At 69.4% G+C, this 23,378-nt stretch carries 27 protein-coding genes; 6 read left to right on the top strand and 21 right to left on the bottom strand.

Going from position 1 to position 23,378, the window contains the following annotated elements; all coding sequences use genetic code 11:
* Position 1: 1 nt before the first annotated feature.
* From carB to pyrR, 6 genes are read right to left on the bottom strand one after another with little or no spacing between them, the layout of a single operon-like run.
* Positions 2 to 3,316 (bottom strand): carbamoyl-phosphate synthase large subunit, encoded by a 3,315-nt coding sequence (carB, locus tag BLV57_RS24445; RefSeq protein WP_091292460.1) that lies wholly within the window; start codon positions 3,314 to 3,316, stop codon positions 2 to 4.
* On the bottom strand, positions 3,317 to 4,438 hold the full coding sequence (carA, locus tag BLV57_RS24440; protein ID WP_091292458.1) for a glutamine-hydrolyzing carbamoyl-phosphate synthase small subunit: 1,122 nt from the start codon (positions 4,436 to 4,438) through the stop codon (positions 3,317 to 3,319).
* Positions 4,435 to 4,932, bottom strand: coding sequence for a PH-like domain-containing protein (locus BLV57_RS24435; protein WP_091292457.1), 498 nt, complete (start codon positions 4,930 to 4,932; stop codon positions 4,435 to 4,437). Before BLV57_RS24435 ends, carA begins: the two co-directional genes overlap by 4 nt.
* The gene (locus BLV57_RS24430; RefSeq protein WP_091292455.1) at positions 4,932 to 6,218 is read right to left on the bottom strand and encodes a dihydroorotase; all 1,287 of its coding nucleotides are present in this window, start codon (positions 6,216 to 6,218) and stop codon (positions 4,932 to 4,934) included. The genes BLV57_RS24435 and BLV57_RS24430 overlap by 1 nt, the downstream gene beginning before the upstream one ends.
* Positions 6,215 to 7,147, bottom strand: coding sequence for an aspartate carbamoyltransferase catalytic subunit (locus tag BLV57_RS24425; protein ID WP_091292453.1), 933 nt, complete (start codon positions 7,145 to 7,147; stop codon positions 6,215 to 6,217). The genes BLV57_RS24430 and BLV57_RS24425 overlap by 4 nt, the downstream gene beginning before the upstream one ends.
* The gene (gene pyrR / locus BLV57_RS24420) at positions 7,144 to 7,752 is read right to left on the bottom strand and encodes a bifunctional pyr operon transcriptional regulator/uracil phosphoribosyltransferase PyrR (RefSeq protein ID WP_091292451.1); all 609 of its coding nucleotides are present in this window, start codon (positions 7,750 to 7,752) and stop codon (positions 7,144 to 7,146) included. The genes BLV57_RS24425 and pyrR overlap by 4 nt, the downstream gene beginning before the upstream one ends.
* 259 nt (positions 7,753 to 8,011) lie before the next feature.
* Between pyrR and bldD the strand changes: the two genes are divergently transcribed.
* Positions 8,012 to 8,500, top strand: a complete 489-nt coding sequence (bldD, locus tag BLV57_RS24415; RefSeq protein ID WP_003096372.1) for a transcriptional regulator BldD — start codon at positions 8,012 to 8,014, stop codon at positions 8,498 to 8,500.
* Between the two features lie 87 nt (positions 8,501 to 8,587).
* On the opposite strand, the gene nusB is transcribed toward bldD, so the two are convergent.
* Genes nusB through BLV57_RS24400 form a run of 3 tightly spaced genes read right to left on the bottom strand, consistent with a single transcriptional unit; the run spans position 8,588 to position 10,738 of the window.
* The gene (nusB, locus tag BLV57_RS24410; protein ID WP_091292450.1) at positions 8,588 to 9,049 is read right to left on the bottom strand and encodes a transcription antitermination factor NusB; all 462 of its coding nucleotides are present in this window, start codon (positions 9,047 to 9,049) and stop codon (positions 8,588 to 8,590) included.
* A complete protein-coding gene (gene efp / locus BLV57_RS24405; RefSeq protein WP_091292448.1) occupies positions 9,049 to 9,612 on the bottom strand; it encodes an elongation factor P in 564 nt (187 codons plus the stop codon). Before efp ends, nusB begins: the two co-directional genes overlap by 1 nt.
* A 34-nt stretch (positions 9,613 to 9,646) precedes the next feature.
* Positions 9,647 to 10,738, bottom strand: coding sequence for a M24 family metallopeptidase (locus tag BLV57_RS24400; protein ID WP_091293200.1), 1,092 nt, complete (start codon positions 10,736 to 10,738; stop codon positions 9,647 to 9,649).
* A gap of 111 nt (positions 10,739 to 10,849) precedes the next feature.
* Between BLV57_RS24400 and BLV57_RS24395 the strand changes: the two genes are divergently transcribed.
* Positions 10,850 to 11,320: a B-4DMT family transporter gene (locus BLV57_RS24395; RefSeq protein WP_176968792.1), complete on the top strand. Its 471-nt coding sequence runs from the start codon at positions 10,850 to 10,852 to the stop codon at positions 11,318 to 11,320.
* Positions 11,321 to 11,339: 19 nt separating this feature from the next.
* Here BLV57_RS24395 and BLV57_RS24390 read toward each other — a convergent pair whose 3' ends face one another.
* The 10 genes from BLV57_RS24390 to BLV57_RS24345 all read right to left on the bottom strand — a co-directional run bounded on the left by BLV57_RS24390 (position 11,340) and on the right by BLV57_RS24345 (position 19,519).
* Positions 11,340 to 12,839 carry a glycoside hydrolase family protein gene (locus BLV57_RS24390; RefSeq protein WP_176968791.1) on the bottom strand — a complete coding sequence of 500 codons (1,500 nt, stop codon included), beginning with the start codon at positions 12,837 to 12,839 and terminating at the stop codon, positions 11,340 to 11,342.
* Between the two features lie 22 nt (positions 12,840 to 12,861).
* A complete protein-coding gene (locus BLV57_RS24385; protein WP_143047139.1) occupies positions 12,862 to 13,929 on the bottom strand; it encodes a GNAT family N-acetyltransferase in 1,068 nt (355 codons plus the stop codon).
* Positions 13,926 to 14,360: a type II 3-dehydroquinate dehydratase gene (aroQ, locus tag BLV57_RS24380; protein WP_091292446.1), complete on the bottom strand. Its 435-nt coding sequence runs from the start codon at positions 14,358 to 14,360 to the stop codon at positions 13,926 to 13,928. Before aroQ ends, BLV57_RS24385 begins: the two co-directional genes overlap by 4 nt.
* Positions 14,357 to 15,463 (bottom strand): 3-dehydroquinate synthase, encoded by a 1,107-nt coding sequence (aroB, locus tag BLV57_RS24375; protein ID WP_091292444.1) that lies wholly within the window; start codon positions 15,461 to 15,463, stop codon positions 14,357 to 14,359. Before aroB ends, aroQ begins: the two co-directional genes overlap by 4 nt.
* A complete protein-coding gene (locus BLV57_RS24370; RefSeq protein WP_176968790.1) occupies positions 15,460 to 15,987 on the bottom strand; it encodes a shikimate kinase in 528 nt (175 codons plus the stop codon). The genes aroB and BLV57_RS24370 overlap by 4 nt, the downstream gene beginning before the upstream one ends.
* Positions 15,984 to 17,171: a chorismate synthase gene (gene aroC, locus BLV57_RS24365; protein ID WP_091292442.1), complete on the bottom strand. Its 1,188-nt coding sequence runs from the start codon at positions 17,169 to 17,171 to the stop codon at positions 15,984 to 15,986. The genes BLV57_RS24370 and aroC overlap by 4 nt, the downstream gene beginning before the upstream one ends.
* Before the next feature lie 77 nt (positions 17,172 to 17,248).
* Positions 17,249 to 17,887, bottom strand: a complete 639-nt coding sequence (locus tag BLV57_RS24360) for a prepilin peptidase (RefSeq protein ID WP_091292440.1) — start codon at positions 17,885 to 17,887, stop codon at positions 17,249 to 17,251.
* 113 nt (positions 17,888 to 18,000) lie between these two features.
* Positions 18,001 to 18,645 (bottom strand): anti-sigma factor family protein, encoded by a 645-nt coding sequence (locus BLV57_RS24355; RefSeq protein ID WP_091292438.1) that lies wholly within the window; start codon positions 18,643 to 18,645, stop codon positions 18,001 to 18,003.
* Positions 18,642 to 19,154 carry a sigma-70 family RNA polymerase sigma factor gene (locus tag BLV57_RS24350; RefSeq protein ID WP_091292436.1) on the bottom strand — a complete coding sequence of 171 codons (513 nt, stop codon included), beginning with the start codon at positions 19,152 to 19,154 and terminating at the stop codon, positions 18,642 to 18,644. The genes BLV57_RS24355 and BLV57_RS24350 overlap by 4 nt, the downstream gene beginning before the upstream one ends.
* Entirely contained in the window at positions 19,151 to 19,519 is a 369-nt protein-coding gene (locus BLV57_RS24345) for a hypothetical protein (RefSeq protein WP_091292434.1), read from the bottom strand. The genes BLV57_RS24350 and BLV57_RS24345 overlap by 4 nt, the downstream gene beginning before the upstream one ends.
* Before the next feature lie 118 nt (positions 19,520 to 19,637).
* On the opposite strand from BLV57_RS24345, the gene BLV57_RS24340 reads away from it, so the two are divergent.
* Entirely contained in the window at positions 19,638 to 20,072 is a 435-nt protein-coding gene (locus tag BLV57_RS24340; RefSeq protein WP_091292432.1) for a Rieske (2Fe-2S) protein, read from the top strand.
* Between the two features lie 72 nt (positions 20,073 to 20,144).
* Here the strand turns inward: BLV57_RS24340 and BLV57_RS24335 are convergent, their stop codons facing one another.
* Both BLV57_RS24335 and BLV57_RS44255 read right to left on the bottom strand, forming a co-directional pair.
* Positions 20,145 to 20,603, bottom strand: a complete 459-nt coding sequence (locus tag BLV57_RS24335; RefSeq protein ID WP_091292429.1) for a PTS sugar transporter subunit IIA — start codon at positions 20,601 to 20,603, stop codon at positions 20,145 to 20,147.
* A complete protein-coding gene (locus tag BLV57_RS44255) occupies positions 20,600 to 20,971 on the bottom strand; it encodes a PTS sugar transporter subunit IIB (RefSeq protein WP_091292427.1) in 372 nt (123 codons plus the stop codon). The genes BLV57_RS24335 and BLV57_RS44255 overlap by 4 nt, the downstream gene beginning before the upstream one ends.
* A gap of 56 nt (positions 20,972 to 21,027) precedes the next feature.
* On the opposite strand from BLV57_RS44255, the gene BLV57_RS24325 reads away from it, so the two are divergent.
* Genes BLV57_RS24325 through BLV57_RS24315 form a run of 3 tightly spaced genes read left to right on the top strand, consistent with a single transcriptional unit; the run spans position 21,028 to position 23,337 of the window.
* Complete coding sequence (locus BLV57_RS24325; RefSeq protein WP_091293193.1) at positions 21,028 to 21,819, top strand: GntR family transcriptional regulator; 792 nt, start codon at positions 21,028 to 21,030, stop codon at positions 21,817 to 21,819.
* A complete protein-coding gene (locus BLV57_RS24320; RefSeq protein WP_091292425.1) occupies positions 21,816 to 23,045 on the top strand; it encodes a PTS transporter subunit EIIC in 1,230 nt (409 codons plus the stop codon). Before BLV57_RS24325 ends, BLV57_RS24320 begins: the two co-directional genes overlap by 4 nt.
* A 22-nt stretch (positions 23,046 to 23,067) precedes the next feature.
* Positions 23,068 to 23,337 (top strand): HPr family phosphocarrier protein, encoded by a 270-nt coding sequence (locus tag BLV57_RS24315; RefSeq protein ID WP_091292423.1) that lies wholly within the window; start codon positions 23,068 to 23,070, stop codon positions 23,335 to 23,337.
* Positions 23,338 to 23,378 lie beyond the last annotated feature (41 nt).

Raw genomic sequence — 23,378 nt, 5'->3', positions numbered from 1 at the left:
TTCACGACTTCGCGCGCAGCGCGGCCTGCAGGTGCTGCAGTGAGCGGACCCCGATGTCGCCCCGGATCAGCGCCTCGATGCCGTGCACGGCGGCCGCGGCGCCCTGGATCGTGGTGATGCAGGGGATGTCGCGGGCGACGGCCGCGGTGCGGATCTCGTAGCCGTCGATGCGCGGGCCGCTGTTGCCGTACGGGGTGTTGATGACCATGTCGACGCCGCCGTCGCGGATCATCGCCACGATGTCGGTCTCGGTCTCGGTGCTGCCCTCGGAGTGCTTGCGCACGACGGTGCACGGGATTCCGTTGCGGCGCAGCACTTCCCCGGTGCCGGACGTGGCGAGGATCTCAAAACCGAGGTCCGCCAGCCGCTTCACCGGGAACACCAGCGAGCGCTTGTCGCGGTTCGCCACCGAGACGAAGACCTTTCCGCTCAGCGGCAAGGATCCGTACGCGCCCGCCTGCGACTTGGCGAACGCCTTGCCGAAGGACACGTCGACGCCCATGACCTCGCCGGTGGACTTCATCTCCGGGCTGAGCAGCGAGTCGACGCCGTGGCCTTCCGGCGTGCGGAAACGGTGGAACGGCAGCACGGCCTCCTTGACCGCGACCGGCGAGTCGGCCGGCATGTGGCCGCCGTCCCCTTCGGCGGGCAGCACACCGGAGGTGCGCAGGTCCTTGATGCTGGTGCCGGTCATGATCAGCGCCGCGGCCTTGGCGAGCGGCACGGCCGTCGCCTTCGACACGAACGGCACCGTCCGCGACGCGCGCGGGTTGGCTTCGAGCACGTAGAGGACGTCGTCCTTGAGCGCGTACTGCACGTTCAGCAGCCCGCGCACGCCGACGCCGCGCGCGATCGCCTCGGTCGAGCGGCGGACCGCGTCCAGGTCCGTCCGGCCGAGCGTGATCGGCGGCAGGGCGCAGGACGAGTCGCCGGAGTGGATGCCCGCCTCCTCGATGTGCTCCATCACGCCGCCGAGGAACAGCTCCTCGCCGTCGAACAGCGCGTCGACGTCGATCTCGATCGCGTCGTCGAGGAACCGGTCGACGAGCACCGGGTGCTCGGGCGAGACGTCGGTGGCGCGCTTGATGTAGCCCGCGAGCGACTCCTCGTCGTACACGATCTCCATGCCGCGGCCGCCGAGCACGTACGAAGGCCGCACGAGCACCGGGTAGCCGATGCGGTCGGCGATGCGCTTGGCGCCGTCGAACGAGGTCGCGGTGCCGTACTTCGGCGCGGGCAGGCCGGCGTCGGTGAGCACCTCGCCGAACGCGCCGCGGTCCTCGGCCAGGTGGATGGCCTCAGGCGGGGTGCCGACCACCGGGACGCCCGCGTCGGCGAGCCGCTGGGCCAGCCCGAGCGGGGTCTGGCCGCCGAGCTGGACGATGACACCGGCGACCGTGCCGGACGCCTGCTCGGCGTGCACGACCTCGAGCACGTCCTCGAACGAGAGCGGCTCGAAGTAAAGACGGTCAGAAGTGTCGTAGTCGGTCGATACGGTCTCGGGGTTGCAGTTGACCATCACGGCTTCGAACCCGGCCTCGCGCAGCGCGAGTGCGGCGTGCACGCACGAGTAGTCGAATTCGATGCCCTGCCCGATGCGGTTCGGGCCCGAACCGAGGATGAGGACCTTGGGCTTTTCCGTCTGCGCCGCGACCTCGGACTCGGCAGCGGGGTCGGTCTCGTAGGCCGAGTAGTGGTACGGCGTCTTGGCCGCGAACTCGGCGGCACAGGTGTCGACCGTCTTGAACACGGGCCGGACGCCGAGCCGGTGCCGCAGCGCGCGGACGCCGTCCTCGCCCGCCAGTTCCGGGCGCAGCGCGGCGATCTGCCGGTCGGACAGGCCGGTGCGCTTGGCGCGCCGCAGCAGCGGCTCGTCGAGCACGGGCGCGTCGCGGACCTCGGTGCCGACCTCGAGGATCAGCGCGATCTGGTCGATGAACCACGGGTCGATGCCGCTGGCCTGGTGGACCTCTTCGACGGTCGCGCCGAGCCGCAGCGCGCGCTCGACCTCGTACAGGCGGCCCTCGTGCGGCACGCGCAGTGCTTCGAGCGTGTTCTCGCGCGTCGCGCCCGCGGGGTCCGGCTGCGTCCAGAAACCGGTCGACTTGGTGTCGATCGACCGCATCGCCTTGCCGAGCGCTTCGGGGAAGCTGCGGCCGAAGGACATCGCCTCGCCGACGCTCTTCATGGTCGTGGTCAGCGTCGGGTCCGCGCCGGGGAACTTCTCGAAGGCGAACCGCGGCACCTTGACGACCACGTAGTCCAGCGTCGGCTCGAAGGCGGCCGGGGTCTCGCCGGTGATGTCGTTGGTGATCTCGTCGAGCGTGTAGCCGATGGCGAGCTTCGCGGCGATCTTGGCGATCGGGAAGCCGGTGGCCTTCGAGGCCAGCGCGCTGGACCGCGACACCCGCGGGTTCATCTCGATGACGACCATCCGGCCGTCGCGCGGGTTGATGGCGAACTGGATGTTGCAGCCGCCGGTGTCGACGCCGACCGCGCGCAGCACGTCGATGCCGACGTCGCGCATGACCTGGTACTCGCGGTCGGTCAGCGTCATGGTCGGCGCGACCGTGACGCTGTCACCCGTGTGCACGCCCATGGCGTCGATGTTCTCGATCGAGCAGACGACGACCACGTTGTCGTGCTTGTCGCGCATCAGCTCGAGCTCGTACTCCTTCCAGCCGAGCACGCTCTCCTCGATGAGCACCTCGGTGACGGGAGACTCGGCGAGCCCGGTCGACGCGAGCCGCTCCAGCTCGTCGTGCGTGAACGCCAGGCCGGAGCCGAGGCCGCCCATGGTGAACGACGGCCGGATGACCACCGGCAGGCCGAGCTCGGCGACGGTCGAGCGGACCTCGTCCATGGTGTTGCAGACCCGGCTGCGCGGGGTCTCGGCGCCGATGTCGGCGACGATGTTCTTGAACTTCTGCCGGTCCTCGCCGCGCTGGATGGCGTCGATGTCGGCGCCGATCAGCTCGACGCCGTACTTGTCGAGCACGCCGCGCTCGTGCAGCGCGACAGCGCAGTTCAGCGCGGTCTGCCCGCCGAGGGTCGCCAGGATCGCGTCCGGACGCTCTTCGGCGATGACCTTCTCGACGAAGTCCGGCGTGACCGGCTCGATGTAGGTGGCGTCGGCGAACTCCGGGTCGGTCATGATCGTGGCCGGGTTGGAGTTGACCAGGCTGACCCGCAGGCCCTCTTCGCGCAGCACGCGGCAGGCCTGGGTGCCGGAGTAGTCGAATTCGGCGGCCTGCCCGATCACGATCGGGCCGGAGCCGATGACGAGCACGTGCTCGATGTCAGTGCGCTTGGGCATTTACTTGGCCTTCTCCATCAAGCTGGTGAACTCGTCGAACAGCGGCGCCGCGTCGTGCGGGCCCGCGGCCGCTTCGGGGTGGTACTGCACCGAGAACGCGGGCACGTCGGCGGCACGCAGGCCTTCGACGCAGCCGTCGTTCGGGCAGTAGTGGCTGACCTGGGCCGAGCCGAACGGCGTCTCGAACGGCTTGCCCGGTTCGCCCTCGAGCGCGAACCCGTGGTTCTGCGCGGTGATCGCGACACGGCCGGTCGCCACGTCGATCACCGGGATGTTCACGCCGCGGTGGCCGTAGCGCATCTTGTACGTGCCCATGCCCAGCGCGCGGCCGAGGATCTGGTTGCCGAAGCAGATGCCGAAGAGCGGGATCTCCCGCTGCAGCACGGCTTTCGTGAGCTCGGTCGCGTGCGCGGTGGTCGCCGGGTCGCCGGGGCCGTTGGACAGGAACACCCCGTCGGCCTCGATCGCGAGCACGTCCTCGATGGTGCTCGTCGACGGCAGCACGTGCACCTCGATGCCACGCTGGCTCATCATCCGCGGCGTGTTCGCCTTGATGCCGAGGTCCAGCGCGGCGACGCGGTACAGCGTTTCCCCTTGCGCGGCCACGACATACGGCTTCTTCGCGGTGACCTCGCCCGCGAGATCGGCGCCCTTCATCGGCGGGCTGGCGAGCACCTCGTCGAGCATGGCCTGGTCGTCGCGCAACGCGTCGCCGGAGAACACCCCGGCGCGCATCGCGCCGTGCTCACGCAGGTGCCGGGTGAGCGTGCGAGTGTCCACTTCGGAGATTCCGACGATGCCCTGGCTGGCGAGCTCGTCGTCGAGCGAGCGCACCGAGCGCCAGTTCGACGGGGTGCGCGCCGGGTCGCGGACGACGTAGCCGGCGACCCAGATGCGGTCGGACTCGTCGTCCTCGTCGTTCCAGCCGGTGTTGCCGATCTGCGGCGCGGTCTGCACCACGATCTGGCGGTGGTACGACGGGTCGGTCAGCGTCTCCTGGTAGCCGGTCATCCCGGTGCAGAAGACCGCCTCGCCGAGGGTCACACCGCGGGCTCCGTAGGCCGCGCCACGGAAGACGCGGCCGTCTTCGAGTACCAGCGCGGCAGGGGTCCTGGGTGTCACGAGGCACTTCCTTCACTCTTCGCGTGGATCGCTTCGATCCACTGTGGATAGACGTCGGGGTCGCCGCGGAAACCGGTGTCGAGCGGCACGTCGCCTGCCAGCCAGGTCAGCACCAGCAGGCCGTCCATGCCCATCACCTTCCCGGCGATGGCGCCCGACCGCCGGACGCCGGTGATCGCTTCGGCCGGGATCCAGAAGTCCTGCGCGCCGTCGCGCTCGATCGCGACACCCGATTCGTAGAGCCGCCAGGTGGCGTTGGACCGGACGCCCGCGCCGCGGGTGACGATCCGGTCCTGCCAGTTCCCGGCGGTGGTGGTGCTGACGTAGAGGCCGGAGTCTTCGAGCTTCGGCTCGCCGAGGTCCTCGGGGATGTCGGCGAAGACCGGCACCTGCACGCTCTGGGTGCGCGCCTTGCGCTTCCAGCCCCGCCACATCGCCCAGCAGCAGAGCACGAAGAAGGCGGCGATCGCCAGCGTCAGGAGTAAACGGTCCATCAGCCGATTTTCCCTTCCCGCGCGGTGATCCGCCCGCGCAGCAGGGTGGCGGTCACCACGCCGGGCAGCCGCATTCCCTCGTACGGGGTGTTCGCGGCGATGCTGGCGAGCTCGCGGCCGCTGACCGTCCACTCGGCGTCCGGGTCGACGAGGGTGAGGTTCGCCGGCTCGCCCTCGGCCAGCGGGCGGCCGTGGTCGGTCAGCCCGCCGATCTCGGCGGGCCGTTCGCTCATCACGCGGGCGACGCCGCGCCAGTCGAGTAGTCCGGTGCGGACCATCGTCTCGGCCACGATGGACAGTGCGGTCTGCAGGCCGAGCATGCCGGGCCGGGCGGCGGACCACTCGCAGTCCTTGTCCTGCACGGCGTGCGGGGCGTGGTCGGTGGCGACGCAGTCGATCGTGCCATCGGCCAGCGCCGCGCGCAGCTTCTCGACATCGGACTCGGTGCGCAGCGGCGGGTTGACCTTGTTGATCGGGTCGTAGGTCTCGAGCCGCGAGTCGGTCAGCAGCAGGTGGTGCGGGGTCACCTCGGCGGAGACCTGGGTGCCGCGCGCCTTCGCCCAGCGCAGCACGTCGGCGGTGCCCGAAGTGGACACGTGGCAGACGTGCAGGCGCGCCTTGGCGTGCTCGGCGAGCAGGCAGTCCCTGGCCACGATGGACTCTTCGGCCGAGGCGGGCCAGCCCGTGTAGCCCAGGCGCGAGGCCCGCTCCCCCTCGTGCGCCTGCGCGCCGACGGTCAGCCGGGGTTCCTCGGCGTGCTGGGCGATGACGGCGCCGAGCGCGTTGGTGTACTCCAGCGCGCGGCGCATCAGCAGCGGGTCGGCGACGCAGAGGCCGTCGTCGGAGAAGACGCGGACGTTGGCCTTGGACTTGGCCATGGTGCCCAATTCGGCCAGTTTCTCGCCCTTGAGCCCGACGGTGACCGCGCCGACCGGGTGCACATCGACCAAACCGACCTCTTGGCCACGCTGGTAGACGTGTTCGACGATCACCGCGTTGTCGGCGACCGGGTCGGTGTTGGCCATGGCGAACACGGCCGTGTAGCCGCCGAGCGCGGCCGCGGCGGAGCCGGTGGCGATGGTCTCGGTGTCCTCGCGGCCGGGTTCACGCAGGTGGGTGTGCAGGTCGACGAAACCGGGCAGGAGCACCTGGCCGTTCGCTTCGATCACCTCGGCGCCGGCTTCTTCGATCGTGCCGATCCGCGCGATGACGCCGTCTTCGATGAGCACGTCGACCGGGTCGCCTTCGCCGTAGAGCTTGGCTCCCTTGATCAACACGGCGGTCACGCGGCGGCTCCTTCTCCGGCCAGCAGGTGGTAGAGCACGGCCATCCGGACGTGCACCCCGTTGCGGACCTGTTCGGTGATGGCCGAGGCCGGTGAGTCGGCGACGGCCGAGGCGATCTCCATCCCGCGCAGCATCGGGCCGGGGTGGAGTACGACGGCGTGCTCAGGCAGCAGCTTGAGGCGTTTCTCGTTGAGCCCGTACGAGATCGAGTACTCGCGGGCGGACGGGAAGAACCCGCCGTGCATGCGCTCGGCCTGGACGCGCAGCATCATCACCGCGTCGACCGTGGGCAGTTCCGCGTCGAGTTCGTGCGAAACGGTGACGGGCAGGCTTTCGACGCCGACCGGCAGCAGCGTCGGCGGTGCGACGAGCACCACCTCGGCGCCGAGCGCGGCCAGCAGGTGGATGTTCGAGCGGGCGACCCGGCTGTGCAGGACGTCGCCGACGATCGCGATCCGGCGGCCCTCGACCGAGCCGAGCCGTTCCCGCAGGGTGGCGGCGTCGAGCAGCGCCTGGGTCGGGTGCTCGTGCGTGCCGTCGCCCGCGTTGACCACGGCCGTGCCGACGTGCGAGAGCCAGCCGGCGAGGCGCTGGGCGGCGCCGGAGGCGGGGTGCCGCACGATCAGGCAGTCGGCGCCGGCCGCGGCCAGCGTCAGCGCGGTGTCGCGCAGGGACTCGCCCTTGTTCACCGAGGAGCTGGACGCCGAGACGTTGATCACGTCGGCGCTCATCCATTTGCCGGCGATCTCGAAGGAAACCCTGGTGCGGGTGGAGTTCTCGTAGAACATCGAGATGACCGTGCGGCCTCGCAGCGTCGGGAGCTTGCGCACCTCGCGCCCGAGCAGGGTGTGCTTCAGCTCGTCGGCGGTGTCGAGCACGGCTGTCGCGAACGCCGGGTCGAGCCCGTCGGTGGCGAGCAGGTGCTTCATTCGGTTTCTCCCTGGGAATCGCTCTGGGGATTGGTGCGCAGCAGCACGGCGTCCCGGCCGTCCACTTCGGACAGCAGCACGGCGACGTCCTCGGCGCGCGAAGTGGGCACGTTCTTGCCGACGTAGTCCGCCCTGATGGGCAGCTCGCGGTGCCCTCGGTCGACCAGGACCGCGAGCTGGACCGAGCGGGGCCTGCCGATGTCCCGCAGCGCGTCGAGCGCGGCGCGAATGGTCCGGCCGGAGAAGAGCACGTCGTCGACGAGCACGACGACCCGGTCCTCGATGCCGGCGGGCGGAAGCTGCGAATGTTCGAGAGCCCTGGTGGGTTTGCGACGGAGATCGTCGCGATAGAGCGTCACGTCGAGCGCCCCGGTGGGCGGACGGACGCCGGAGAACTCTTCGACGCGCTCGGCGAGCCGTTCGGCCAGCGGTGTCCCCCTGGTGGGGATACCGAGCAGAACGGGCACCGAGGCGGAAGCCGCACCGAGTGCGGTCTTCTCGATGACCTGATGGGCCATTCGGGCGATCGTGCGCGCGACATCGCCGGAGGAGAGCAGCTCCCGCTCACCGACCGGTTCCGCCGCGCCACGGGTACGTGGCGCCAAGGCGGACCTCCTTCCCCGCCTCTCTGGACGGGTCCTTAAAGGACGTCGATTCCCTGCTTGGCTAGGAAATCGACACGACACTAGCAGCAGCAGGCACTCAGCCTTACGGGTGGTGTCACTTGCATCTGCCAAAGGTCGGACGATGATCTGCTTGACCTGATGACAACAATGCGTAACCATTACTCTGAGTATTCGACTCAAGGAGTCCCCTGAGCGGTCGTCCGCCGTGCGGGGGGTTGAGGAAACGGAGAACAACCACATGGGCGATTACGCCAAGGCGCTCGGGGCCAAGCTCCGCGGGATCCGCCAGCAGCAGGGCCTGTCCCTGCACGGGGTCGAGCAGAAGTCCGGCGGGCGCTGGAAGGCCGTCGTCGTGGGCTCGTACGAGCGCGGCGACCGCGCCGTGACCGTCCAGAAGCTGGCCGAGCTGGCCGACTTCTACGGGGTCCCCGTGGTGGAGCTGCTGCCGGAGGGCCGCGTTCCGTCCGGTGCCGAGCCCGCCACCAAGATCGTCATCAACCTGGAGCGGCTCCAGCAGCTGCCCGCCGAAAAGGTCGGGCCGCTCGCGCGGTACGCGGCCACCATCCAGAGCCAGCGCGGCGACTACAACGGCAAGGTGCTCTCAATCCGCACCGAGGACCTGCGCTCGCTGGCGATCATCTATGACATGACCCCTGGGGAACTCACCGAGCAGCTGATCGACTGGGGTGTGCTGCCTCCTGAAGCCCGCCCGTCCAAAGAGGACTGAACCGCTCCCCTGCACCAGGTAGGTGGTTCGTGAGCGTTTTCGGTTTGGGGACCGAAAACGCTCACGAAACAACCGCTTCTTAAGGCTTTAGAGGACCGCTCGCAGCCGGTCGGCGATCGTGCCGATGCGCCCGAGCACGCCGTTGACGAACCGCGGCGAGTCGTCCGTGGACAGTTCCTTCGCCAGCCCGACGGCCTCGTCGATGGCCACCGGGTCCGGCACGTCCTCGGCCCACAGCAGTTCCCAGACGCCGACGCGCAGCACCGCCAGGTCCACCGGCGGCATGCGGTCGATCGTCCAGCCCTGCGCGTGCTCGGCGAGCAGCTCGTCGATCGCCTCACGCCGCGCGGTGACCCCCTCGACCAGCGAGATGGTGTAGTCCGCGATCGGGTCCACATCGGTCGAACCGACCCGGCCGGCGAGCAGCGTCACCGCGTCGGCGTCGCGCTGCGCGGCCTCGTACAGCATCTCGACCGCGCGCTTGCGGGCCTGGCGGCGGCTGATCGGGCCGCCGCGCTGGGGGTGCTTGCCCGGTTTAGCGTCGGCCATCAGCTGGAAACGCGGCCGAGGTAACGCCCGTCACGGGTGTCGACCTTGATGATCTCGCCGGTGGTCAGGAACAGCGGGACCTGGATCTCGGCGCCGGTGACCAGGGTGGCCGGCTTGGTGCCGCCGGTGGAGCGGTCGCCCTGCAGGCCGGGGTCGGTGTGCTTGACCTCGATCTCGATGGAGGTCGGCAGCTCGATGTAGAGCGGGGCGCCCTCGTGCACCGCGACCTGGACCTCGGTGTTCTCCAGCAGGTAGTTGGCGTTGTCGCCGACGACCTCCTTGAGCACGGTGATCTGGTCGTAGGTCTCCAGGTCCATGAAGACGAAGTCCTCACCCTCCTTGTAGAGGTAGGACATGTTGCGGCGGTCGACGGTCGCGGTCTCCACCTTGGTGCCGGCGTTGAACGTCTTGTCGACGACCTTGCCGGTCAGCACGTGCTTGAGCGTGGTGCGCACGAAGGCGCCGCCCTTGCCCGGCTTGACGTGCTGGAAAGCGATGACGCTCCACAGCTGGTTGTCGAGCTTGAGTACCAGACCGTTCTTCAGGTCGTTGGTGGTGGCCACGGGTTGATGCTCCTGTGTGTAGTTCCGGGCCGCGTTAGACGACCACGAGTTCCTTGGTGCTCAGGGTGAGGAGTTCGGGCCTGCCGTCCCGCACGACCAGCGTGTCCTCGATGCGCACGCCACCGCGGCCGGCCAGATAGACACCGGGCTCGACGGTGACCGCCATACCGGCGGACAGTGTACCGACGCCCGTCGTGGCCAGGCTCGGTGCCTCGTGCACCTCGAGCCCGACGCCGTGTCCGAGGCCGTGCGCGAAGTGCTCGGCGTGGCCCGCGTCGGCGATCACGTCGCGCGAGGCCTTGTCCACCGCGGCGACATCCGCGCCGGGCAGCACGGCGTCGACACCGGCCGCCTGCGAGCGGAACACGAGGTCATAGATCTCCCGCTGCCAGTCGGCGGGCTCGCCGAGCACCACCATGCGGGTCATGTCCGAGTGGTAGCCGTCGACGGTGGCGCCGAAGTCGAGCTTCACGAAGTCGCCCTTGGCCAGCACGGCCCCGGTCGGGCGGTGGTGCGGGATGGCCGAATTGGCGCCCGCGGCGACGATCGACTCGAAGGACCGGATCTCGGACCCGTGGTCGAGCATCCGGTTCTCGAGGTCCCTGGCGACCTCCTGCTCGGTGCGGCCGGGATGCAGCCCGCCGTGCATGATCAGGTCCGACAGCGCGCGGTCGGCGGCCGAGCAGGCCTGGCGCAGCGCGTCGATCTCCTGCTCGTCCTTGACCAGCCGCAGCTGCTCGACGAGACCGGGCGTGCGCGTGAGCTCACCGCCGAACTTCGCGTTGAGCGTGTCGTACATCTCGACGCTGACGTGCTGGCTCTCGAACCCCGAGCGCCCGTACTGGCCCTGCTCGCCCGCACGCGCGGCGAGCGCGAGAGCGCTGGCGCGCTCCAAGACGCGTTCCAGGTCGGGGACCTGGACGGCGGACTGGGTGGCGTAGCGGCCATCGGTGCAGAACACGGTGTGCTCGTCGCCGGCGCCGTGCACCAGCAGCGCCGCGTTCGAACCGGTGAACCCGGTCAGGTAGCGGATGTTCAGCAGATCGGTGACCAGCAGCGCGTCGAGCCCGGCTTCTCGGATCAAGACACCCAGGGCGGCGCGGCGGTGAGCATGGGTTTCAGGCACGACCTCCACCTTAGTCCGCCTGGTGGTGCCCGACAGGCCGTCGACCTGACGGTCGCCGTGTGATCTCCACGCCATCCGACGGCCCCGGTGCGCACCGCCTACACTGCGACGATGCCAGCCTGGTTGCTCCGCGGACTCGGGATGGCCGTCCTGCACGGCGCCGCCGCGACCGTCCTCGCCAAGATCGCCGTGCTCCATCCGACCGACAGCACGGTCAGCTCGTCGATCGTCGTCGCGCTGCTGATCGGGGCCGCGGCGCTGTGGAGCGCGGTCGACGCGTGGCTCCGGCACACCGACCTCGGCCGGACCTGGTTCATCGCGGCGCTGCTCGCGGGCGTCGTGTCCGCCCCGCTCACGGTCATCGGCAAGGCGGTGTTCGTCGACCAGACGGGCGTGTCCGCGCTCGGCGAGGCCCTCACCGGCGGGGCCGCGTTCACCGCGCTCATGGTCCTCATCCCGGCGGGTTTGGGCATGTTCGTCGGCGGCAGGCTGGACCCGCCCGGCACCGGCTCGAAAAAGACCAAAACCGCCGGAAAGACGCCGTCCGTCGAAGAACCGACCGGAAGCGGCGAATCCGCCTGACCGGCGCCGGTCTTCAGTATCAGCGTGCGAGTGCCGAACCCGCTGGATAGGCGTCCCACTGCGCGGTGGTGATCTCCTCGACCGAGGAGTCGTTCATCCCGGTCACATCGGCCGAGCCGACCGGCCAGAGCTTGCCGTCGTCCAGCACGAGCCCGATCCCCCGCTCAGGCGCCCGAACGGCCTTGGCCGACGCCGTGAGCCGCGCGGCGACCGGGAGCTTGTCGAATTCCGGCGGACGCCGGTCGAGCACCCGCGTGGCCAGCGCCCCGGCGACGGACCGGCGATCCACCCGCACGAGCTTCCCGCCGACCAGCAGGTCCATCGTCCGCGCGGGCGACGGCGCGGCCAATCCGTCGAGCACGGTCATGGCCCGTTTCGGGTCGGCGCAGGCGCCGACCCCCTTGACGTCGATCCCGAAGTGCTTGAGGTCCGTCGGCGCTTTCGCGCCACCGATCACTGTCGCGCGGACCACGTCGAGCGGCACCCGGTCACAGGGGTTCTCCGACGACAAAGGCGCGTGGCCGTCCGCGCGGCGGACGAGCCCGGGCCCTTCCTGCCATGGTCCCTGGATGACCACCGGGCGGAACGGGCTCATCTTGAAGTCGCGGTCGAAGAAGGTGACCGTGGTGCCTTCGAAGGTCTCGTGCGCGATGGCGAAGGCGTCGAGCGCCTCGACCCACATCAGGTCGGCGCTGAACCCGTCGACGACCGACCGGGTGCGCGGCGCGTTCGTGCCCGAGGCGTGCTCGAACCCGCGTTCGCCGAGCGCCTCGACGCCCTTGGTGAACGCCGGATCCTGCGACCGGATGACGAACTGCCCGGCGCCGTTCCACCCCGCCGCCCGCCCCGTCGTGTCGGTGAACATCAGGTAGTACCAGCCGTCGAGGAAGACGACCGACGGCTGGCCCGCGCCGTAGACGTTGTCCCGATGCACGTCACGCGCCGGCCCGAGTATCGCGCCCCCGCCGTTCGCGCGAGTCCACGTGACACCATCCGTGCTGGTGGCGAGCCCGATCGCGTTGCCGAACGCGTGATCTCCCGCGGCGCCCGTGTAGTACAGGTAGTAGGTCCCGCCGACGCGCAGCACCGACGGATCGCAGGTGTGCACCCCGTCGAACGCCCCGGGGTTGCCGGACAGAACGGCCCTCGGCTCGGCGAACGGCCCATCGGCCGTCGCCGCCTCGGCGTACAGGATGTCGTCGCCCGCGGGCGCGGCGGAGCCCAGCTGGCTGCACCACCACATGCGGACCCGGCCGCCCTCGGCCATGACGGCCGGGCCGTAGTTGTAGACCGCGTCGGCCCCACCGGCCGCGACGACCCCCGTCGACCGGGACCCATCGGTGGCGAGTTCGACGTCGGCGGCGCGTCCGGGCTTCCCGCCGCCGATCGCACCCTGCCTGCCGCCCTCGGCGAGCGGCTGGGCCGTCTCACCGCTACAGCCCGCGACCAAAGCGACCGCGCTCAGAACGATCACCGGCACGACCGTGACTCGCCGTCCCCCACGACGAAACAACCTCATGATCGCCGAGTGTAGCGGCTGACTAACCCACTTGGGGGAAGCTACCCCCAGCTTTCGGGTGATCGTTTGCGACGAGCTCGACCTCGAACGAGTCTTCATTTTCCAGGTATGCGGCAAAGTGATCCGGCCCACCGGCGTGGGGGTACCGCTCAGTGAACAACGACCGCCACCCGTGCCGTCCCGCCTCGGCCACCAGTTCATCCACCCGGTCCCGCGTGTCGACGTGAAAGGCCACATGATTCAGCCCCGGGCGGGTCCGCTCATGCTCCCCCGTCGACAACGCCGGCGATTGCTCGACCACGAGGTACGTATGCCCCCGCTTCCAGCTGACCCCGTCCGGCCACCGCTGGAATTCCCGCCACCCAAGCTCACCGAGCAACCACCCGAAGCTCGCCTCGGCTCGCGCCAGATCGGCGGTCCACAGCTCGATATGGTGCGCCCGCCCATGTTTCGTCGGCAAAGCGACCAAAACCCGATGCGGCGCCCCGTAGTACTCCTCGACGCCGACGTTCAGAAAACCGACACGCTCGGCCAGCTTCAGGCTGGCCACATTGGACTCGTGCACCAACGCCCACACCGCGGGCAACCCGAGCGTATTGAGCCCATAATCGACGACGGCCGCGGCCGCCTCGGTCGCGAACCCCTTGCCACCGTACGAGCTGTCCAGCGAATACCCGATTTCCGCCACGTCGCCCGGAAGCTCCCAAGACGGCCGCAAATGCGCGATCCCGATGACCACGCCGCCCCCGCCGCCCGACCTGCCTCCAGCACCAGCGGCGCCCAGGTCGCTGCCGATGGCGCGATCCACTCCGATATCCGGGCCGTTCCCGCTACCCGGACCACCGCTTCCGGCGCCCGTGTGCCCGCCACCCGGATCGTCGAGTTCGATCACCCAGTGCCCCATGCCATCCGGCCCGTCGAAAGCCAGGCGCTTGGCGATCGTGGCCCGTATGTTCTCGGGATGGCTCAGGTCGGTCGGGAAGAATCTGCTCATCGCCGGGTCACTGAAGACCCGGATCAGCGCCTCCGTGTCGGATTCGTCGATCATGCGCAGCCGGAGCCGCTCGGTCCTCAGCTCGGGAACGTTCATCCGGCGGCGTTGTCAGCCAGCCACTTCAGTGCGAGTGGGTAACCATCGACACCCAACCCGACGATCACGCCCGTCGCGATGTCGGAAAGCACGCTGTGCCGGCGGAATTCCTCACGTTTGTGCACATTCGAGATGTGCACCTCCAGCAACGGCGCGGTCAGCTGGGCGGCGGCGTCGCGCACGGCGATCGAGTAGTGCGTCCACGCGGCGGCGTTGAGCACCACGGGATAGCCGTTGTCGCTCGCTTCGTGCAGCCAGCCGACCATTTCGGCTTCGCTGTCGGTTTGCCGGACATCGACCTCGATGCCGAGCTCCACACCCGCTTTGACGCACAACGCGGCCAAATCTTCGTACGTCGTCGAGCCGTACACCGACGGCTCGCGCTTGCCGAGCCTGCCGAGATTGGGCCCGTTGAGCACAAAAACCTTCACAGCAGCACCGTCCCGCCGGGCTTGGCGTCGGCCGCGACCGCGGAGTAGGCGGCGGCGAGCAGCGCCGGATCGGGGCCCTCGAGCCTGCCCGGCCTGGCGAGCCCGTCGAGCACGACGAACCGCAGCATCCCGGAGCGCGACTTCTTGTCGCCCTTCATGGTCTCGATCAGGTGCGGCAGCGCGTCCGCGTCGTATTTCGTCGGCAAACCGAGCAATTCGAGCACCGCGGCATGCCGTTCGGCGGTCGCGTCGTCGAGCCGCCCGGCCAGGCGCGCCAGCTCGGCGGCGAACACCAGCCCGACACTGACCGCCGCGCCATGACGCCACCGGTACTTTTCGCGCCGCTCGATGGCGTGGCCGAGCGTGTGCCCGTAGTTCAGGATCTCCCGCAGATCCGACTCACGCAGGTCGGCCCCGACGACGTCGGCCTTGACCTGGATCGAGCGCCGCACCAGCTCCGCGAGCACCTCACCGGCCGGGTCGACGGCCGCCTTCGGGTCGGCCTCGACGAGCTCGAGGATCCGGGGGTCGGCGATGAACCCGGCCTTGACGATCTCGGCCATCCCGGCGACGAGTTCGTTGGCGGGCAAGGTCTCCAGTGTCGCCAGGTCGACCAGCACCGCGGACGGCTCGTGGAACGCCCCGACCAGGTTCTTGCCCGCCTCGGTGTTGATCCCCGTCTTGCCACCGACGGCCGCGTCGACCATGCCGAGCAGCGTTGTCGGAACATTGACCAAACGCACGCCGCGCATCCAGGTGGCCGCCACGAAGCCGGCCAGGTCGGTAACCGCGCCGCCACCGAGCCCGACGACGACACCTTGCCGGTCGAGGCCGATCCGTCCCAGCACTTCCCAGCAGAAAGCGGCCACGGACAACGCCTTGCCGTCCTCCGCGTCGGGGATTTCGACACGATGCGCGTCCAGCCCGGCGGCGATGAGCTCGTCACGGACGGCCTCGGCGGTCGCGGTCAGCGTCGGCGGGTGGATCAGCGCCACCTTCGACGCGCCGTCGAGCACCTGGGTCAGCTCACCGAGCAGACCACGGCCGATCACGACCTCGTAGGGCTGTCCGGTCTTGACCTCGACACGGACCGGGTGGGTCATTGCGCTCCTTCGGTAACGGATTCCGCCAGCCGCCGCCCGACTTCGGCGACGATCTCCTCTGGCGTGCGGTGGTCGGTGTCGACCTCGATCGTGGCCACCTCGCGGTAGACCGGCAGCCGTGCGTCCAGCAGCGCCTTGTACGTCGCCCGCGGGTTCACCCCGGCCAGCAATGGCCGCGCGGTGGACAAACCGCAGCGCTGGACGCCCTCGGCCATGCCGACGTTCAAAAAGACGACAACATGCCCGTTCAGCCGCTTCCGCGTGACTTCCGCGAGCACGGCGCCGCCGCCGAGCGAAAGCACACCGTCGTGCTCGTCGAGCGCGACGGCGATCGCTTCGGCTTCCATCGCACGGAAAACCGGCTCGCCGTCCTCGGCGAAGATGTCCGAAATGGACTTCCCCGCCGTGGCGACGATGTCCTCGTCGGCGTCACGGAAACCGACACCGAGCTCGGCCGCGAGCAGCGGCCCGACGGTGCTCTTGCCGGAGCCCGGCGGGCCGACGACCACCGCGCGTGGGCTCACCAGCGCTCCTCGAGCGCCTTCAGGTAGCCCTGCGCGTTGCGCTTGCTCTCCTCGAGCGAGTCGCCGCCGAACTTCTCCAGCGCGGCGTCCGCGAGGACCAGCGCGACCACCGACTCCAGCACGACACCCGCACGCGGCACCGCGCACACGTCCGACCGCTGGTGGATGGCCACGGCGGGCTCACCCGTCGCGGTGTCCACAGTGGACAGCGCCTTCGGCACGGTCGAGATCGGCTTCATCGCGACACGCACGCGCAGCGGCTCGCCGTTGGTGATGCCACCTTCGAGCCCTCCGGCCCGGTTGGACCGGCGCGTGACACCGACCGGGCCGGTGCCGCGGTCGATCTCGTCGTGCGCCTTGCTCCCCCACCGACGCGCGGTGGTGAAGCCGTCGCCGACCTCGACACCCTTCATCGCCTGCACGCCCATGAGCGCGCCGGCGAGCCTGGCGTCGAGCCTGCGGTCCCAGTGCACATGCGAGCCGAGGCCCGGCGGCAGCCCGTAGGCGATCACCTCGATCACACCGCCGACGGTGTCACCCGCCTTCCGCACGGCGTCGACCTCGGCGACCATCAGGTCGGTGCCTTCCTGGCCGAACGCGCGCACCGGGCTCTCGTCGATCGCGGCGAGGTCCGAGGCCACCGGCAGCGGTCCCTCAGGCGCCTCAGCCGCGCCGATGGACACGACGTGGCTGATGATCTCGACGCCGAGCAGCTGACGCAGGTACGCCCTGGCGACCGTGCCGAGCGCCGTGCGCGAGGCGGTCTCGCGGGCGCTGGCTCGTTCCAGCACGGGGCGCGCGTCGTCGAAGCCGTACTTCTGCATTCCAGGCAGGTCGGCGTGACCGGGCCGCGGCCGCGTCAGTTTCTCGTTGCGCGCCAAGCCTTCCAGCTCGGCCGGATCCACCGGGTCCGCCGCCATGACCTTTTCCCACTTCGGCCATTCGGCGTTCTCGATGTGCACCGCCACCGGTCCGCCCTGCGTGAGACCATGCCGGACCCCACCGGTGAACTCGATGTGGTCGGTCTCCCACTGCATTCGCGGACTGCGCCCGAACCCGAGGCGTCGCCGCTCCAGCTGTTCGGTCACGTCGGCGGTGGTGACCGCTACGCCGGCCACCATGCCCTCCAGCACGGCGGCAAGCGCGGGGCCGTGCGATTCACCTGCGGTTATCCATCGCAACACCTGACAGATCCTGTCACGACCTGCATGGTGGCGACAAACAGCCCGCGAGTTCGCGCCCGTCCGGTCCTCCTCCGTGCTCATCCGACCATGGCCACCCCCGTTCCAAGTGCTGGGAACTCCGCGATCAGCCAGGCGCCGAGCAGCAGCCCGGGCCCATACGGGACCCCGTCGCGCCACCTGCGCCCCGCCAAGGACAGGGCGGCCGTGACGACCGCTGCGCACAGCGCGCCGAAAACGAGCGCGGCCCAGCTCACCGCGCCCAGCACTCCGCCGACGCTCCCGGCGAGCCGGACGTCGCCGGCGCCGAGCGACCGCGGCGCGCAGAGGTGCACCGCCAAATGCGCACCTCCGAACACCACCGCGCCGACGAAGGCCCGCACGGCGATCGGCGGGCCGTCGTAGGCGGCCGCGACACCGACGGCGGTCATGACCGCCGGATACGCGGGCATCGTCAGCACCGACGGCAACCGCGAGGACACCAGGTCCGCGTAGGCCAGCGGGACCGCGAACGCCGTGACCACCAGTGCGACCGGCAGCCACCACGAAGGCCATGCTCCGGCCGACCAGCGCCACCCGGTCACCGCCCAGCAAGCGGCGGCGGCCAATGCGCAGTAGAACGCCGAAACATCCACGCGGGCCGCGACGAGCGCACGCTTGCCCGCGGCGCCGGCGAACCCTCCGGCGGCCGCGAACAAGACGATCGTCAACCAGAACACGTAATCCAGCGTCCGCCGTTTTCGCGAGCGCCGCAACGAAGTTCGGCGGCGTTTGGACGGAATACCGCCGAAAACCGCTGAATCCAGCCATTCTCAGCCGGAAATTCGCTCGATCAGGTGGTCAGCCTTAACAGCGCGAGCCCCGATTTTGTTCGGATTTCCAACGCTTGCACATCCGCGCGGTGCAATGGCGTGCCCAGCACGATCCTCGCCGTGTACTGCGGAACGGCCTGCCAGGTCGCGAGCTCCGCCGTCTTGCCGTCCCGCTGCACGGCGACCAGCACGTAGTCGCCATTGGCGCGGCCACCGCGATAGCTGCAGGTCATTTCCAGTTCCATGCCCCAAGCCTGGTCGGTCACGACCACGTTCGCCTGCACCGGGAACGCCCCGAGCGCCGTCATCGCGACGCCGGGCACCGGCGCCTCCGACGGTTCCGTCAGCACGACGACCAAAGCGACACAAGCGGCGGCAGCCGTAACAAGCGCGCCCGCCGTGACAAACAGCCTGCGACGCCTGCTGCGTTTTGTCTTCTTAAGCACCGAAGGCAGCAATTCGGGCGGCGGCGGCTCGGATTCGGTCAGCTCGGGTGTCATGATTTGCGACAACAACCCCGGCAAACCGGCGAGTTCACGCACCGAACGGGCGCAATCGTCACAAGTCCGCAAATGTTGTTCGAAAGCCTGCCGATCCTCTGGGGACAAAGCGCCCAGCACGTACGCGGCGTCGAAACTCAAGAACGGGTCTTCCTCCGCGGTCACTGAGTCACCCCCTTTTCTTCCAGGACCAGCCGCAGCGCGCGCAGCGCGTAGTGCGTCCGCGATTTGACGGTTCCTTCGGCGATTCCCAGCCGCGCGGCGGCGTCCGCCACCGACGCGCCTTGAAAGAAGCACAGGATCAGCACTTCCCGATGCCGCGCCGACAGCTCGTTCAGCGCCTCGGCGACCAGCCAGCCCTGCACCGCGCGTTCGGTGCCGTCCGAGATGGACAGTTCGGGCGGGGTGTCCGTGCTGACCTCCGAGCGGGACGCTGCGGCTCGCCAGCCGTCGATGGCGATGCGCCTGGCAACAGTGAACAACCAGGCACGTGCCGAGCCTTGCGACTGGTCGAGTACCCGGGGATGCCGCCAGGCCCGCAGCAGCGTCTCCTGCACGACGTCCTCGGCCCTGGTCCGGTCGCCACCGGTCAGATGCAGCGCATAGGACCACAGCGCGCCGGCGTGGTCATCGTGCAGGGCGCGCATCAACTGGTCTTCGGCGCCTCCGGTCACGCCCGCCGACCAGGCCGCGCCACCAGCAGCGCGATCCCGAACACGACGCATACCGCTTCGGTGATCACGCCCCAGACCTCGGCCTGGGTGGTGAACCGTTCTTGCACATCGAAGAACCCGACGGTCACCGAAAGGACATAAGCGCCCAGCGTCGCCAAGCCGAACCCGATGGCCGCGAGCGCGGGCAGCCAGTGGTGCCAGGCCAGCACGGCGACCGCGATGACCACCCCGGCGACGACGTTGACCAGGAACAACGGCCCGACGACAGCGATGTCACGCATGAAGTCGGCCCACACCACCCAGTGCACCCACGCGGAGCCCAGCAACCCCGCGGCCACCAGAATCCGCATTGTCCAGGCGATCATGGTCCGCTCCTCGAAGCCACGTCGGAAACCGTACGCCTCTACCCACGAGAGGTTCACCGGTCCGGTTCAAAACCGGTCGAGATTGAACCAAAACGTGTCCCGCGTCGTTTCTCCACACATGACTGCCGAACTACCCACCCGCCGCACAGTCCTGTCCACCGGAGCGGCCGTCGCGGGCATGGCCGCGCTGGCCGCCTGCGGTTCCGGCTCCGACACCAAGGCGCCCGCGGCGGGCTCTCCGTCCGCGCCCGCCGCGAGTGGCAGCCAGCTGGCCACGCTCGCCGACATCCCCGTCGGCCAGGCCATCGCCGCGAAAACGCCGGACGGCCAGGAGGTCATCGTCGCGCGGCCGACCGAAACCACCGCCGCCGCCTTCAGCGCCATCTGCACGCACCAGGGCTGTGCGGTGGCGCCCTCCGGCTCGGAGCTCAAGTGCCCGTGTCACGGCTCACTGTTCGACGCGCTCACCGGCGCCGTCAAAAAAGGTCCCGCCGACCAGCCGCTGCCCGCGGTCCAGGTGAAGGTCGACGGCGGCAAGGTCGTCACCGCCTGACCCCACGCATGACTGAAGCCCCCTTTGGCCGGTTTCCGGCCAAAGGGGGCTTCGGCTGTCTTTCCAGAGCAGTCAGGAGCCCCAGCTGAACACGGGGTCGCCGGCGGTGACCGTCGCGCCCGCGGTCACCCCGGACAGCGCGTCGGCCGTCGCGTCGAGCGCGACGACCGGAACCACCGGCGAGTAGCCCGCCGCCGTCACGGCCTCGGGGTCCCAGCCGACGACCGGCTGCCCGGCGCGAACTGTTTCCCCCTTCACGACATGAAGGGTGAATCCTTCACCCTTTTGTTTGACCGTGTCGATGCCGAGGTGCACCAGTACGGCGTGCTTGCCGTCGGCCGCCGCGACGACATAGGCGTGCGGGTGCAGCGTCACCACCGTGCCGTCGATCGGCGCGACCGCGTCCTGCCGCCCGCCGGAAGGCTGCACGGCGACACCGGGGCCGACCATCGACTCGGCGAAAACCGGGTCGGGCACCTCGGTCATCGCGACCGTGGTGCCGTTCACCGGGCTCAGGATCTCCAAGCTCACAGCAGGTCCTCGATGTCGCTGGCGATGGTGTCCGCCTCCGGCCCGACGATCACCTGGACCACCGCGCCCAGCTTCACCACGCCCATCGCACCGGCCTGCTTCAGCGCGGCCTCGTCGATGATCGAGCCGTCGTGGAGCTCACACCGCAGGCGCGTGATGCAGCCCTCGATCTCGACGATGTTTCCGGCACCGCCGAGCGCCGCGAGAATCTTTTCCGGCCGTTCGTCCGCCATCGCGGTCTCCTTTTCACACAGGTCTTGCGGCTCATTACTACGCCGATTGCCCGCATGCCCGCCACCGTGGGCCACGAACCCATAACGGTGGTTGACACCCGTCCGCTCAGCGGAGCATCCTGCCCCATCAGACATTGGTCTAGACCGGAACGTACCACCGGGCGGGCCGACCCGAAAGGACGGTGAGGGCGATCAGCACGGCAGCGCACGGCAGCCCAGGGGCCGACCGGGTCATCGAAGGACCCACCCCGAAGCACGCCCAGCTCCGCGAGATCCTGCGCCGCACGGTCGAGCGGGAGCTGCCGCCAGGCGCGGCGATCCCGTCCGAGCGCGAGCTGGCCGAGCGCTATCAGGTGTCGCGCCTGACCGTACGCTCCGCGATCGGGAAATTGGTGGAGGAAGGCCTCTTGTCGCGCGTTCGTGGCAAAGGCACCTTCACCGCGGCGCGGCGCATGGAGCTGCAGCTTTACCTGATGTCGTTCACCGACGACATGCGACGCCGTGGGATGGCGCCGACCACCGAGGTGCTGCGTACCAGCACCGAGGTGCCGCCGGCGCCCGCGGCCAGCGCGCTCGGCATCGGCGCGGACACCCCCGCGCACCGGCTGATGCGGCTGCGCCGCGCGGACGGGCTGCCACTGGCCGTCGAGCGCGGCTGGTACCACGCGGGCAGGCTGCCGGGGTTCTTCGACCTCGATCTCACCCAGTCGCTGTATTCCCAGCTCGATCAGGCATACGGTGTCCGCCCAGATCACGCCTGGCAGACGGTGTGGGCGGAATCGGCTGACCGCGAAACCGCACGCCTGCTCGGCCTGCGGACCGGCAGCCCCTTGTTGGTCTTCCGCCGGGTGTCCAGCTCGCAGGGCGAGCCGGTGGAGGACATGACTTCCTGGTACCGGGGCGATCACTACCAGGTGACGATGCAGTTGGACCGGAATACCCCGGATTCCGGTCACCATTCCCACTACGGAGGTACCCGATGAGCGCCACCACAGCGGCGGGTAAGGGACAGAGCAGGGGGCTCGCGGGGCTGCAACGCTTCGGCCGCAGCCTCATGCTCCCCATCGCCGCACTGCCCGCCGCAGGCATCCTGCTCCGGCTCGGCCAGGAGGACCTGCTCGGTCCGAAGGGCCTCGGCTGGGACAAGGTCGCCGATGTGTTCGCCGCCGCCGGTGGCGGTCTGTTCGACTGGCTGCCGCTGCTGTTCGCGGTCGCCATCGCCGTCGGTTTCGCCCGCAAGGGTGACGGCTCCACGGCCGTCGCCGCTGTCGTCGGCTGGATCGTGTTCAACCACGTCGTGCAGGTCTTCGCGCCGATCAAGTCGGTGGAAGGCTTCAAAGAGGGCTGGTACCTGGCGCCGATCAAGTGGCCGTATAGCGTGCTCGGCGGTGTCGTCGTCGGCCTGGTGGCGGCGCTGCTGTGGCAGAAGTACCACCGCATCAAGCTGCCCGCCTACCTGGCGTTCTTCGGCGGCCGCCGGTTCGTGCCGATCATCACCTCGTTCGTGATGATCATCCTCGGCGTGCTGTTCGGCCTCATCTTCAAGCAGGTCGACCACGTGATCCACTGGGTCGGCGAGCAGGCCACCGCGAACTCCGTCGTCGGTGGCGGCGTCTACGGCCTGCTCAACCGCCTGCTCATCCCGATCGGCCTGCACCAGCTGCTGAACGTGCCGGTGTGGTTCATCTTCGACGGCGGCGACCTGAACAACTTCTTCAACCACGTCCAGGGTTCCGGCTCGTTCATGACCGGGTTCTTCCCGATCTTCATGTTCGCGCTGCCCGCCGCCGCGCTCGCCATCTGGCAGACCGCGAAGCCGTCGCAGAAGAAGGTCGTCGGCGGTGTGATGATCGCCGCGGCGCTGACCTCGTTCCTGACCGGTGTCACCGAGCCGATCGAGTTCGCGTTCATGTTCGTGGCGTGGCCGCTGTACCTGTTCCACGCGGTCATGACCGGTCTCTCGATGGTCCTGGTCAACGCTCTCGGCATCAAGCTGGGCTTCTCGTTCTCGGCAGGCGCGATCGACTTCGCGTTCAACTCGAGCCTCGACACCGCGAACAAGGCATGGATGCTCATTCCGATCGGCCTGGTCTTCGCCGTGATCTACTTCTTCGTGTTCAAGTTCGTGATCACGAAGTGGAACCTGGCGACCCCTGGCCGTGAGGACGACTCGATCGAGGCCGACCTCGAAAAGACCGCAGCCAAGTAACACCCCTGAAGAAAGGTCCCTCATGCCAGAACGACGTGTCACCGTGGCCAGCAAGGTCGGCCTGCACGCCAGGCCCGCCGCTCTGGTCGCCAAGGCGGCCGCAGCACAGCCCGTGGCGGTCCAGATCGCCAAGGCAGGCGGCACCCCGGTGGCCGCGGGCAGCGTGCTCAACCTGATGACGCTCGCCGCCGGTCACGGCGACGAAGTGATCATCAGCGCCGAGGACGCCGAGGGTGCCCAGGAGGCCGTGGACGCGATCGCTGAATTGGTGGCCAGCGACCTCGACGCGTGACCTGCCGGATGGGGGCTGGCTCAACCGAGCCGGCCCCCATT

This window comes from Amycolatopsis xylanica, assembly GCF_900107045.1.
Classification (GTDB): Bacteria; Actinomycetota; Actinomycetes; order Mycobacteriales; family Pseudonocardiaceae; genus Amycolatopsis; species Amycolatopsis xylanica.
The sequence above is the reverse complement of the archived record's forward strand: the minus strand, read 5'-3'. Positions and strand labels throughout refer to the sequence as shown.